Genomic DNA, 12,536 nt, shown 5'->3' with positions numbered 1-12,536 from the left:
CACTGGGAGCGGCCCGGGGGCGTGGCCATCAACCCATGGAGTTGACGACATGACGCACGCTATCGCGAGGCTGCTGGAATCGGTGCTGCGATTACTGCTGCCCACCGCTCGTGGCCGCCATCGGCTGTCCGGTGACCAGCCGGCCGAGCGCCCCGCCGAGGCATCCCCGGCGCGCATCCCTCACGCCCGCGCACCACTCCACACCTACGCGCTGCACGGCGAAGACAGCGCGCTCGTACGCCCCTACCTGATCGCCCACGAGCAGCGACAGGAGGAACGGCGACAGCGGGCACGACGACGCGCGTTGTGGCTGGCCGTGCACGGCGTGGACATCGGCCCGCGGCTGATCCACGGAGTAGAGGTGAGCGCATGAGGTGCTACGCCGTGACCGGCATCCCGGGCGAGCTGCGCGAGCGGATCGCGGCGTACCCGAGTACCGACGACGAGCCCGCCCCCCGTACCGCCGTCTGTGAGCTGGACCTCCACCCGTACGGCGAACACACCGCGATGGTCCGGGACTTGGACGCAGGAAAAGGCGCAGGCGCCGCCTGGGTCCGGTGGGAGAACGGCCGGCCCCGCCTCGACGTACTCCCCTACTGCCGGTCCACGACAGCGTCGGGGAGCGACGCCTGCTGGCTCTTCGAGAAGCATCGCGGAGGCCACACCTGGGAGCGCTACATGTGACCCCGAAGAGAGCCGCACAGAACGTCCGAACACACCCGGCAAAATCGAGAACACCCCGGAGGCAGGCAGTGAGCAACACCGCAACCCACGAAGTCCCCTTTGGAGTACGGCACTTGGTGTCCCCGCCGCCGGGAACGTCCGAGGCCACCCTCATCACGTACAACGAAGGACTCCAGCTCAACGTGTCCGCGCAGGGCAACCCCTGGCACGCGCAGGCCTCGCATCAGCCGGAGACGCAGACCGAGACCAGCAACGGGGACGGCAGCTCGCCGGGGTCCGACAGCGGCACCGACCTCTGGTGACGTCGTGACACCCATCCTCGTCCTGACCGGCCGGGACGACCTGACGGCCGACGCAGTGGTCGAGGAGCTGTCGAGGCGCGGTGAGCACGTCGTCCGGTACGACACGGCCGACTTCCCCACCGCATCCCGCCTGGCCGTCACCCTCACCGGGGACGGCTGGGCGGGCTCACTCGCCGGTTCCCGCGCGCTGCGTCTGGAGGCCGTGCGGTCCGTCTGGTGGCGGCGCCCCAATGAATTCGTCACACCGCAGACCTGGCCCGGCCACGCGCGGGCGCTCGCCGTGTCCGAAGCACGGTCCGGCCTGCTCGGGGTGCTCGGCTCACTCCCGGTGCGCTGGATCAACCACCCCGCCCGGGACGCCGCCGCCAACTACAAGCCCCTCCAACTCGCCGTAGCAGCAAGGGCGGGGCTGTGCACGCCGCGCACCGTCATCACCTCCGACCCGGAGTACGCGCGTGTGTTCATGGGCGGGGACGAAGTCATCTACAAAGGGCTCGGCGGTGGCGTGCTCGGCCCTGCGGGGCAGCGTCAGTTCCTCCCCGTCTCACTCGTCCGCGCCGACGACCTGGACGACGGCGTCACCGGGACCGCGCACCTCTTCCAGGAGAACGTGCCCAAGGCTTACGAGGTCCGCCTCACCGTCATCGGGACGCGCATGTTCCCGGTCGCCATCCACGCCGGCAGCGACGCCGCCAGGCTGGACTGGCGCACCGACTACCGCTCTCTGACGTACGAACGCGTGGACCTGCCTACGGAGGTGGAGAAGGGCGTGCGTCGGCTCATGGATGAACTCGGCCTGTTTTTCGGCGCACTGGACTTCGTCGTCAGTCCCGACGGGCAGTGGACGTTCCTGGAGATCAACCCCAACGGCCAGTGGCACTGGATCGCCGTCAAGGCGCGGGTCCCTCTCGTGGAAGCCATGACCGACGCACTGCAAGGAGAAGCCTCATGACCGCGAACGGCCCTTGGGGCGAAGCTGCCAAGGCACTCGCCGACCAGGTGACCGCAGGCGCCGCCGAATGGCACGAAGCCGTCAGCGCGACACCGCGTCACCTGCTCGTGCCTCACTGGTGGGAACGCATCCCCAACAGCCCGGCAGAGCAATGGGACTTGACCGCCCACCCGGAAGACTCCCCGGCCCGGATCGCGGCGACCTACAGCGACCAGACCCTCGTCACCCGGGTCGGACCCCACCACGCCGATCACGCCCGGTCGGGCGCCACAGCAGCGGGAAGCCCCACCTCGTCCTCCACGCTGCCGAGCCTGATCGTGTCCATGGCGCACCGGCTGAACGCGGCACCAGGGCACCGGGTTCTGGACGTCGGCACTGGGTCCGGCTACGCCCTGGCCCTGTTCGCCCACCGCCTGCGGGACGACCACGTGACCAGCGTGGACGTGGACCCGTACCTGGTGGAGGCCGCTCGGGCCCGCCTGGACTCCTTCGGCCGAAAACCGCGCATCGAGGTCGTCGACGCGACCGGCGACCTGCCGGACCCCGAGTACGACCGGATCATGGCCACCGTCTCCGTTCGCCCCGTCCCGGAGACCTGGCTCCGCGCCTTGCGTCCGGGCGGCAGGCTGGTCACCACGATCGCGCACACCGCGCTGCTGATCGTGGCCGGCATGGGCGAAGGCGGCATCGCCCGCGGAACCGTCCAGCCGGACCCGGCCACGTTCATGGAAGCCCGGCGCGGAGCCGACTACCCGCCGAGGCTCAACGCCCTGTTCGCGGAGGCCCGCGAGAGCCACGGGGAACACACCCAAACGTCTCGCGGCCCCCTCCCGGACCTGTGGCGGGACTGGCCGCTGCGCTGGCTGTACGAGCTGGACACACCCGGCGTGGAGACCCGCGCGGCCACGCTGCGCGACGGCCGACGCGTCCTGTGGCTTCTCGGCCGGGACGGGTCGTGGGCCCGAGCCGAGGAGGCCCGAGCCGGAGCGGGCGGAGTGATCCACCAGAGCGGCCCGCGCCGCCTTTACGACGGACTGGAGCGCGTCCGACGCCTGTGGGCGGAGCGGGGCCGGTTCCCTCTCCACTCGATGACCGTCGAACTCGGGCCCGAAAGCGGCGGCACGCTGACGTCACCCGACGGCACGTGGACTCTCCCGCTCTGAACGGGGCCCCGAAAGGGGCGCGGGGAACTGCGCGATCAGCCACAACGTAGCGGCTGCGGCCGATGACGCGGGGTCGGCAGACGCGTCTGCCCGCTCGCGGCCTCGTCGCCGGGTGCGGCCCGGTGGGGGCCGTTCGCGCAGTTCCCCGCGCCCCTTTCGGGGCACCCCCCTACCGAGAGGCGGGGCTGGGGGCCGACGGCCCCCACAAGCCGTCCTCCGTCAGCCCAAGCAGGGAGATCGCGTTGCCCCGGACCAGCCGGTCCACCACGTCCGGGGACAGGTGACCCATCTGGGACTCGCCGACCTCCCGCGACTTGGGCCAGGTCGAGTCCGAGTGCGGGTAGTCCGTCTCGTAGAGGACGTTCCCCACCCCGACGGAGTCGAGGTTCTTCAGGCCGAACGCGTCGTCGAAGAAGCAGCCGTAGACGTGCTCGGCGAACAGTTCGGACGGCGGGCGGGTGACCTTGTCGGCGACTCCGCCCCAGGCGCGGTTCTCCTCCCAGACGACGTCCGCGCGCTCCAGGATGTACGGGATCCAGCCGATCTGCCCCTCCGCGTACATGATCTTCAGGTTGGGGAAGCGCTCGAACTTGCCGCTCATCAGCCAGTCGACCATCGAGAAGCAGCAGTTGGCGAAGGTGATCGTGGAGCCGACCGCGGGCGGCGCGTCCGCCGAGGTCGACGGCATCTTCGAGGACGAGCCGATGTGCATCGCGATGACGGTGCCGGTCTCGTCGCAGGCCCGCAGGAACGGGTCCCACTCGTCGGTGTGGATGGAGGGCAGGCCCAGGTGCGGCGGGATCTCCGAGAAGGCCACCGCCCGTACGCCGCGGGCCGCGTTGCGCCGTACCTCCGCCGCCGCGAGCTCCGCGTCCCAGAGGGGGATCAGGGTGAGCGGGATCAGCCGGCCCCGTGCCTGCGGGCCGCACCACTCCTCCACCATCCAGTCGTTGTAGGCGCGCACCCCGAGCAGCCCGAGTTCGCGGTCCTTCGCCTCGGTGAAGGTCTGCCCGCAGAAGCGCGGGAAGGTCGGGAAGCAGACGGCGGACTGGACGTGGTTGACGTCCATGTCCTCGAGCCGCGCGGCCACGTCGTACGAACCGGGGCGCATCTGCTCGTACGTGATGACCTCGAGCTTGATCTCGTCCCGGTCGTAGCCGACGGCCGTGTCGAGGCGGGTGAGGGGGCGGTGCAGGTCCTCGTACACCCACCAGTCGCCTATCGGCCCGTCGTCGCCCTTCTCGCCCATGACCGGCGCGAACTTGCCGCCCATGAAGGTCATTTCCTTCAGGGGCGCGCGCACGATGCGCGGGCCGATGTCGTGGTACTTCGACGGGAGCCGGTCCCGCCAGACGTTGGGGGGCTCCACCGTGTGGTCGTCCACCGAGATGATCTTCGGGAAGGTCTCCTGGGTCTCCATGTACGTCACGGTAGCGCTGATCTGACGAACCGTCAGCTAGTCGTGCGCGCCGGAAATCCACCGTTGAGATCCGGCCACCGCACGGCCCCACCGCACGTCCGCGTTGCGAGGACCCTGTGAGAGCTGTCTCGCGCGGCTGACGCAACGGCCCTGGACAAGGCAGACTGGCGGGGGCACATTCCAGAACTCGGACCAGGTGGGCCTCAGAGCGGCACGAGCCTTCCCCTCCGTCCGACCGACTTCAGGGTTCAGGCACGTCCGGCAGGTCGCCAGGGGGACAACGATGAACGGAGTACCGCGGGTACCCGAGCAGCGCCGCCCGGAGGTCGAGCCGTTGCGCTTCAGCGTGCTCGGGCCGGTCCGCGCCTGGCGGGGTTCCGAGGCTCTGACCACGGGATCTCCACAACAGCGCGCGCTGCTCGTGGCCCTGCTCCTGCGCGAGGGCCGCACCGCCACCGCCGCCGAACTCATCGACGCCATCTGGGGCGAGGAGCCCCCGTCCCAGGCCCTCGCGGCCGTCCGTACGTACGCTTCGAGACTCCGCAAGGCACTCGACCCGGGCGTCCTGACCAGCGAGTCCGGCGGGTACGCGATCCGGCTTCCGGTTTCCGGCGAGGCCCTGGACCTGGCGCTCGCCGAGGAGCTGTGGGCCGAGGCCGAGAAGGTGCGCGGCGCGGGCGACCTCACCCAGGCCCGTTCCCTGCTCAGGAAGGCGCTCGGCCTGTGGGACGGCGAGCCGCTCGCCAACGTCCCCGGGCCGTACGCCGACACGCAGCGGGTCCGCCTGGAGGAGTGGCGGCTCCAACTCGTCGAGACCCGGCTCGACATGGACCTGGAGCAGGGCTGCCACGCCGAGGCCGTCTCCGAGCTGACGGCCCTGACGGCCGCGCACCCCCTGCGGGAGCGGCTGCGCGAGCTCCTGATGCTCGCCCTCTACCGCTCCGGCCGCCAGGCCGAGGCCCTCGCCGTGTACGCGGACACGCGCCGCCTCCTCGCCGAGGAGCTGGGCGTCGACCCGCGCCCCGGCCTCTCCGAGCTGCAGCAGCGCATCCTGCAGGCCGACCCGGGGCTCGCCGAGCCGCCCGCCGCGCCCGCGGAGCCGGCCGCGGCGCTGGTGCGCCCGGCCCAACTTCCCGCCACCGTCCCGGACTTCACGGGCCGGTCCGCGCTGGTCATCGAGCTCGGCGAGGTCCTGGCCTCCGCCGAGGGCCGCGTCATGGCGGTCTCCGCGCTCGCGGGCATCGGCGGCGTCGGCAAGACCACGCTCGCCGTGCATGTCGCGCACGCCGCGCGCACCCAGTTCCCGGACGGGCAGCTGTACGTCGACCTGCAGGGCGCGGGTGCGCGCGCCGCCGAGCCCGAGACGGTCCTCGGCGCGTTCCTGCGCGCCCTCGGCACGGCCGACTCGGCGATCCCGGACAGCCTGGAGGAGCGCGCGGCGCTGTACCGCTCGCTCCTCGACGGCCGCCGGATACTGGTCCTCCTCGACAACGCCCGCGACGCGGCCCAGGTCAGGCCCCTGCTTCCCGGTACGGAGGGCTGCGCGGCGCTGATCACCTCGCGGGTGCGGATGGTGGACCTGGCGGGGGCGCATCTGGTCGACCTGGACGTGATGTCGCCGGAGGAAGCGCTTCAGCTGTTCACCCGGATCGTGGGCGACGAGCGGGTCGCGTCCGAGCGCGAGGCCGCCCTGGACGTGGTCGCGGCCTGCGGGTTCCTGCCGCTGGCCATCCGCATCGCCGCCTCCCGCCTCGCCTCGCGCCGTACGTGGACGGTGTCGACGCTCGCGGCCAAGCTCGCCGACGAACGCCGCCGCCTGGACGAGCTGCAGGCCGGCGACCTGGCCGTCAAGGCGACCTTCGAGCTCGGGTACGGCCAGCTGGAGCCGGCCCAGGCCCGCGCGTTCCGCCTCCTCGGCCTGGCGGACGGCCCGGACTTCTCGCTGGCCGCGGCCGCCGCGATGCTGGACCTGCCGGCCGAGGACACGGAGGACCTCCTGGAGGCCCTCGTAGACACGTCCCTCGTCGAATCCGCCGCGCCCGGCCGCTACCGCTACCACGACCTGGTCCGGCTCTACGCGCGTGCGTGCGCGGAACGGGACGAACAGCCGCCCAGCGAACGGGAGTCGGCGCTCTCGCGGTTGCTGGACTTCTATCTGGCGACGGCGGCCGAGGTGTACGCCCTGGAGCGCCCCGGCGACCGCCTTGTGGACCACCTGGAGCCGACCGGTCGCCCCGGCCTGGAGTTCGCCGACGGCACGGCCGCCGTCGACTGGCTCTACACCGAGGCCCACGCGCTCCTTGCCTGCGTACGCCAGTCCGCTGCGGCCGGCCAGTTGCGGCGCGCCGTCGACCTGCTGTGGGCCGCCAAGGACCTGGCGGAGTCCGGGGCCAACTCGCGGGAGTACGAGGCGGCGGCGGTGACGGCCCGCGATGCGGCGCAGGCCGCGAAGGACGCCCGCACCGAGGGCCGGGCCCGGACGACGCTCACCAACGTGTACCTGGTCTCCGGCCGCTTCAAGCAGGCCGACGAGGAAGCCCGCCTCGCCATGGTGCTCGCCAGCTCCGAGGGGGACCCGGTGCCCAGCTGCTGGGCCGCCAACGACCGCGGCATCATCGCCGTCTACCAGAACCGGAACGAGGACGGCGAGCGGTATCTGCAGCAGGCGATCGACAACTTCCGCGCCATCGGGAACAAGGTGGGCGAGGCCAGCGCTCTGTGCAACCTCTCCCGCATCCATGTGTCCATGGGCCGCACCGCCAGCGCCGTGGAGCTCGCGCGGAGCGGCCTCGGCATCTACGACGAGATGGGCCTGACCCTGCGCCTCGCCAACGCCCGTTACGCCCTGGGGATCGCGCTGACCAAGGCCGGCCGTGACGCGGAGGCTCTCGATCAGCTCGCGGGCGCCCTGGAGATCTTCAACGAGAACCGCCAGCGGCTCTGGCAGGGCGCGACCCACTTCCGGATCGCCGAGGCCCACCTCGCCGCCCGCCGCCCGGCGCAGGCGGCCCGGCACGCGGAGCAGGCGCTGGCTCTGAAGTGCATCGGCGGCGACTGGATGCTCGGTAACGTCCTCACGACGCTGGGGCGGTCCCTGTCCGACCTCGGGCAGGCCGATCGTGCGCGGGCCTGCTGGCAGGAGGCGCTCGCCATCTACGAACAGACCGGCGCCGCCGAGGCGGACGAGGTGCGCGGCCTCCTCACTCCGATCGCGGCCGCGTAGCCCATCTCCCGGGCGACGTAGCGCCGTTCATCATTTGTTTATCGCCGACCGGCAGTCTTCTCGTTGTCGATCCGTCGCGTCGGGGGGCAGACGGTTCGGCGAGGAGCCCCGCCGTTAAGGTAACGGCTCCACGTGCCCGTCCGGCGGTACTCGGGGGAGTCGCCGGACGGGCCGTTGTTCCCGAACATGTCTGAACCAACAGGGGGTTTGATCCCATGAGCAACACGGACAAGAAGACCACCGTCAAGCCGCTCGACAACCACGCGGCGAGCGAGCCCGAAGAGATCACCACGCAGGACAACCACGCGGCGGGCGAGCCCTCCGACGTGATCACCACGCAGGACAACCACGCGGCCGGCGAGCCCGCGTAACCGCCCTGTCCCGCACGGGGATCGGCCGCGACGGCGCGGAGGGGGAGCCGTCGCGGCCGAGGCATGTCCGGGTTCAGCGCGAGACCCGCACCGAGCCCACCACATTGACCCCCGCCACCCACTCCACCGACGCGTTCGCGCACCGCACCGCCAGGTGGGCCGCGGGGAAGTCCGGGTCGGGCAGGTGCAGGCCCAAGCGGTAGGCGCCGCTTGCGTTCTCGGGAAGGGTGAGGGTCCCGCGTACCGTCGCGACCGGCGGCTCGCCGTGGTCCTCGGTGGTCTCGGCGCGGCCCTGCGGTCGCCAGTCCCGCCAGTCGGCGCCGGTGTCGGCCGAGGCGACCGCGCGCCCGTCCGCGTCCAGGAGCACGAGCCGTACGGGCCGCGGATGCTTGGGCGGCGCGAACCCCCGGTTGACCACGTCGACCTCGGCGGCGATCCGCCCACCGGACACCTCGTACCGCGCCTCCCGCACCTCCACCCGATACCCCAAGTGGTCCCGCAGGTACTCGAATTGGGTACGGGGGACGGCTCGGCCCGCGCGATCGCGGAAGTAGCCGTCCGACACCGGAAGCAGCGCGTCCCGTATCTCCTGTTCCGTCACGTCCGTCGTCCGCCAGGCCGGCACGGTGACGGTCGCGTTGTGGACGATGGACAGGGAGTCGAAGCGCAGGGTCTGCAGCCGCCGCGCCGCGGGCACGCCCGGGATGACCTTGCTCCAGGCGTACGGGTCCGCGCTCTGCCCCTTGTCCCAGGGCATCTCGCCGTCGGTCATGCGGTCGGCGGTGACGTCGAGGTACGTCTGCCACTGGGGGTTGCTCGGCACGAAGTAGTCCCACTGACCCTCGCCCAGCGTCATGTAGTCGTTGTGGAAGCCGACGCGGTCGAGGATCGCCTCGTTCTGGATCATGTTGCGCTTCTCCGCGTACCGCACCTGCGTGTGCAGCCCTGCCGGCAGCGCCTCCACCAGGCTCGTCATGATCGCGGTGACGGCCTCGGGGTAGTTCTCGTGCTGGTAGTAGCTCCCGTGCCACTCGCCCCACGCACCGAGGAACCCGGCCTGCCAGACGGCGACGACGTCGCGGTTCCGCTCGACGAGCGGGGCGAGTTGGGCGATGTGGCGCTGAATGCCCTGAACGGTGTACCGCCGGTTCTCGCGCACCCCGTCGTCGTACACGAACCGCAGCACCGCCGCGTACTTCTTGCTGCGCAGGCCGGCGAAGACCTTCTCGATGTTGTCGAGCGCGCTCTGCGGGATGTCCGTGGTGGCGTACTCCCAGAGGTAGAAGTACAGCTGGGTCAGATCGGCCCCCGGCCCGTACTCCCGCTCCAGGAGGTCGAGTGTCGCGGCGGAGTCGGGGCTGTGGTCCTGCTCGTTGCCCCAGGGACTGCTCAGGTCACTCGCGTTGTACGACATCTCGTACCGGAACCCCCGCCGCGGATTGGCGAGCGGCGCCCGCCCCTGGGGGTCGTCGGGCCGGATCCCACGATGCTTTTTCGCGACCGTGCCGGCCCCCCGCGGAGCGGCGACGGCCGCCCCGCCCCCGACCCCGACCCCACCGACCACCGGCAGGACCACGGCAGCGGCCCCGACCGCCAACACCCGCCGCCTGGACGGCACTTCAGGCCCTCGCACATCATCAGCACCTGCGAACATCAGCGACTCCCTCGGGGGGTACGGGGGCGTGCGGAAAAAAGATGTCACAGGGTGACATCACTCAACCGGGCCGAGGCCATGGACGGACGAACCCGGCCGATGGACTTTCCGCCCCGCCGGACGCAAACTCACTGGACTCCCCCGCCCCGCATGACCTCCCACGTGCGCCACCTCACCTACGACAGCCACCACGCCTACGCCCAGGCGAAACTTAGGACATGATCCACCGCCGCCGAACGCCACCCACCCTCGCCCTCCTGACCTCCCTCGCCCTCGCAGGCTGCACGGCCGGCAGCGGGAAGAACGACCCCCTCCCCGTGAAGAGCAAGTCGAAGGCCGAGTACGAGGTCAGGGCACTGATCGACCTCCTGGCTGACGAGATCGGTTCCGAGGCCGACCCCGAGACCGTCGACAAGAACTTCCGCGAATGCAGGGGCAAGCAGGGCGAGGAGGCCAACGACGGGCGGTTCGACCTCGGCTATTCGGTTGCCGTTCCGCACCCGCGGGCGGAGTACAACCCAGGCCTGAAGAAGCTCAGGAAGAGGCTGGAGGCAGAGGGCTACAAGGTCACCGACTACCGCGAGGGCGACTGGCGGAACATCCTGCTCTATGCGAAGGGCGGCGACGCCAACTACTTCGTGCGGGTGGGCGCATCGAAGCCCCCATACGACGAGATGACCCTCAGCGTAAAAACGCCCTGCTTCCTCCCGCCGATGGTGGACCAGGAGTAGAGGCTGCAAGGTCACCCCGATCGAGCGCTTGTGAAGGCCCCGGTAATCTTGCCGCTCGAAACGAGTCACGGGGGAGCATCACCGATGCAAAAGGGAAGCCTGAACGTCGAGCCATCCGAGCTGCGGGCATCCGCGGGCGCCGCCGACGGCATCGGGGATGACCTGCAGAAGCCGATCGACAAGGCCGTGAACGACGCCAGGTCCGCCGCCGTCACCATGAACAAGTGGTCCATCACCGCCGAGCTCGACCGGGTGGCGAACGACTGGGGCACAGCACTGCACGACCTGCGGAAGAGCGTCGGCGGCGAGGGCGGCGACAGCGAGGCCGAGCGGCTGCGCAGGACGGCGGACGGCCATGAGTTCAACGAGGATCTGACCGCCCAGTCCTTCAGGGCGGTGTGAGGCATGCCCGCGCAGTTCAGCGACCTCATGAAGCAGGACTTCTCCGACCTCGAAGTCGCCGCGAAGTCCTGGCGGGCCTTGGCCGAGTCCCTGGAAACAGCCCAGGTCCAGCACCGCCACCGCGTCACCGGCCCTCTCCACGCGAGCGGCTGGGAGGGGACGGACGCCCACTACGGCTTCATGACGATGGAGGACAACGAGCGCAAGCTCGGCATCTGCGAATCGCAGGTCACCTCCATCGCCACCGCCCTCAAGGGCACGCACCACAGGATGCAGCAGGCCCAGCAGGACCTGCGCAAGGCCGTGCGTGAGGCGGAGGCCGACAACTTCGCTGTAGACGAGGACGGTTGGGTCTCCGACCCCACGTACGACAACCTGCCGCCAGAGGCGCGTAACGACCCTGACTACCAGCAGTCCGTGCAGAGGCGCAGCGGCCCCCTCGGCGAGTACCGGGCACGGATCGACAAGGCGATCGCCGACGCCGAGACCGCCTCGGACGAGGGCAGCGCGCTGCTCCACCAGATCGACACGTTCGACCTGGACAAGGTGTACGGCGCGAACAGCGCCCAGGAGGACGCCGAGCGGGTCGCCGACGCGTACGGGCTCGACGAGAAGGACATCCCGAACGACAAGAACCCCAAGGAGAACGCCGCCTGGTGGAAGAGCCTGTCTCCTGCGGAGCGGCAGATGTACATGGACGCCTACCCGCAGAAGGTCGGCTGGCTGGACGGCATCCCCTCGGCGGACCGCGACGAGGCCAACCGCAAGTCTCTGGAGCTCTCGCTGGGCGCGTTCCGGGAAAAGGAAGAGGCCGGCACGCTCGGAATCAACGACGAACGCCGGTACTCCGGCCTGCTCGAGCTCCAGGACGAGCTCGACAAGGCGGACGGCACCACGAAGCCGCACAGAGAGCTCTACGTCCTCGGCATCGACGCGGACAGGGGCGACGGCCGGGCCTTGGTCGCCAGAGGAAACCCCGACACCGCCGACAACACTGCCATCCAGGTGCCAGGAACCGACAACGACCTGTCGCACATGAATGAGCACATCGATCGCGCCGACCGACTCCAGGAATCGGCCATGGCGGCCGACAAGCGTGCCAGCACCTCCGTCGTCTCCTGGCTCGGCTACGACGCCCCTGAGTTCAACAACAGTGTGGGCAGCGAGGCCCGCGCCAGGGACGGCGAGCAGGACCTTCGCAGCTTCACGCATGGCCTGCGCGAGTCTCACCAGGGCGAGCGCACGCACATGACGGTGCTCGGACACAGCTACGGTTCCACATTGGTGGGTGCGGCCGCCTCGGGAGGCCAGGGACTCGATGCGGACGACGTCGTGGTGGTCGGCAGCCCCGGCATGACGGTCGACCACGCCTCGGAACTGAACATGGACCCCGACCACGTGTGGGCCGGATACGCACCGGACGACATCGTTTCGGACGAGCTCGCCGACCGGACTCTGGGCGAAAACCCTGCCGAGGAGGAGTTCGGCGGCAACGTCTTCGAGGTCGACACCGAAGGCCACACCGGCTACTGGGACGAGAACAGCGAAAGCCTTCGCAACCAGGGGAAGATCATCGCGGGCCGGTCGCCCAGCGAGGGACAGCACCAAGAGAACGACTAGCAGCCCCGGGAGCA

The 12,536-nt window shown here is 70.5% G+C and carries 12 protein-coding genes; 10 read left to right on the top strand and 2 right to left on the bottom strand.

All coding sequences use genetic code 11. The features are described 5' to 3' along the window. Nucleotides 1-49: 49 nt before the first annotated feature. The 5 genes from QIS96_RS29570 (at nt 50) to QIS96_RS29550 (ending at nt 3,101) form a co-directional block, all read left to right on the top strand. On the top strand, nt 50-373 hold the full coding sequence (locus QIS96_RS29570; RefSeq protein ID WP_282545856.1) for a hypothetical protein: 324 nt from the start codon (nt 50-52) through the stop codon (nt 371-373). 11 nt (nt 374-384) lie between these two features. Then, nucleotides 385-684 carry a hypothetical protein gene (locus QIS96_RS29565; protein ID WP_282545855.1) on the top strand — a complete coding sequence of 100 codons (300 nt, stop codon included), beginning with the start codon at nt 385-387 and terminating at the stop codon, nt 682-684. Between the two features lie 68 nt (nt 685-752). Next, nucleotides 753-986, top strand: a complete 234-nt coding sequence (gene tgmA, locus QIS96_RS29560; protein ID WP_282545854.1) for a putative ATP-grasp-modified RiPP — start codon at nt 753-755, stop codon at nt 984-986. 4 nt (nt 987-990) lie between these two features. After that, nucleotides 991-1,938, top strand: a complete 948-nt coding sequence (gene tgmB, locus QIS96_RS29555; protein ID WP_282545853.1) for an ATP-grasp ribosomal peptide maturase — start codon at nt 991-993, stop codon at nt 1,936-1,938. Continuing rightward, a complete protein-coding gene (locus QIS96_RS29550; protein WP_282545852.1) occupies nt 1,935-3,101 on the top strand; it encodes a methyltransferase domain-containing protein in 1,167 nt (388 codons plus the stop codon). The genes tgmB and QIS96_RS29550 overlap by 4 nt, the downstream gene beginning before the upstream one ends. Nucleotides 3,102-3,270: 169 nt before the next feature. Here QIS96_RS29550 and QIS96_RS29545 read toward each other — a convergent pair whose 3' ends face one another. Continuing rightward, on the bottom strand, nt 3,271-4,521 hold the full coding sequence (locus QIS96_RS29545) for an amidohydrolase family protein (protein WP_282545851.1): 1,251 nt from the start codon (nt 4,519-4,521) through the stop codon (nt 3,271-3,273). Between the two features lie 283 nt (nt 4,522-4,804). Here QIS96_RS29545 and QIS96_RS29540 point away from each other — a divergent pair, with 283 nt between their 5' ends. Continuing rightward, nucleotides 4,805-7,744 (top strand): AfsR/SARP family transcriptional regulator, encoded by a 2,940-nt coding sequence (locus QIS96_RS29540; RefSeq protein ID WP_282545850.1) that lies wholly within the window; start codon nt 4,805-4,807, stop codon nt 7,742-7,744. 215 nt (nt 7,745-7,959) lie between these two features. After that, entirely contained in the window at nt 7,960-8,115 is a 156-nt protein-coding gene (locus QIS96_RS29535) for a hypothetical protein (protein WP_282545849.1), read from the top strand. Nucleotides 8,116-8,188: 73 nt separating this feature from the next. Here QIS96_RS29535 and QIS96_RS29530 read toward each other — a convergent pair whose 3' ends face one another. Then, on the bottom strand, nt 8,189-9,769 hold the full coding sequence (locus QIS96_RS29530; RefSeq protein WP_282545848.1) for a DUF4874 domain-containing protein: 1,581 nt from the start codon (nt 9,767-9,769) through the stop codon (nt 8,189-8,191). A gap of 218 nt (nt 9,770-9,987) precedes the next feature. Between QIS96_RS29530 and QIS96_RS29525 the strand changes: the two genes are divergently transcribed. The 3 genes from QIS96_RS29525 to QIS96_RS29515 all read left to right on the top strand — a co-directional run bounded on the left by QIS96_RS29525 (nt 9,988) and on the right by QIS96_RS29515 (nt 12,522). Then, nucleotides 9,988-10,500: a hypothetical protein gene (locus QIS96_RS29525; RefSeq protein ID WP_282545847.1), complete on the top strand. Its 513-nt coding sequence runs from the start codon at nt 9,988-9,990 to the stop codon at nt 10,498-10,500. Nucleotides 10,501-10,584: 84 nt separating this feature from the next. Beyond that, the gene (locus tag QIS96_RS29520; protein ID WP_282545846.1) at nt 10,585-10,902 is read left to right on the top strand and encodes a hypothetical protein; all 318 of its coding nucleotides are present in this window, start codon (nt 10,585-10,587) and stop codon (nt 10,900-10,902) included. A gap of 3 nt (nt 10,903-10,905) precedes the next feature. Further along, the gene (locus QIS96_RS29515) at nt 10,906-12,522 is read left to right on the top strand and encodes an alpha/beta hydrolase (protein ID WP_282545845.1); all 1,617 of its coding nucleotides are present in this window, start codon (nt 10,906-10,908) and stop codon (nt 12,520-12,522) included. Nucleotides 12,523-12,536 lie beyond the last annotated feature (14 nt).

Source organism: Streptomyces cavernicola, from assembly GCF_029968035.1.
In the GTDB taxonomy this organism is placed as follows: domain Bacteria; phylum Actinomycetota; class Actinomycetes; order Streptomycetales; family Streptomycetaceae; genus Streptomyces; species Streptomyces cavernicola.
This window is presented reverse-complemented; position numbering and strand designations above follow the sequence as displayed.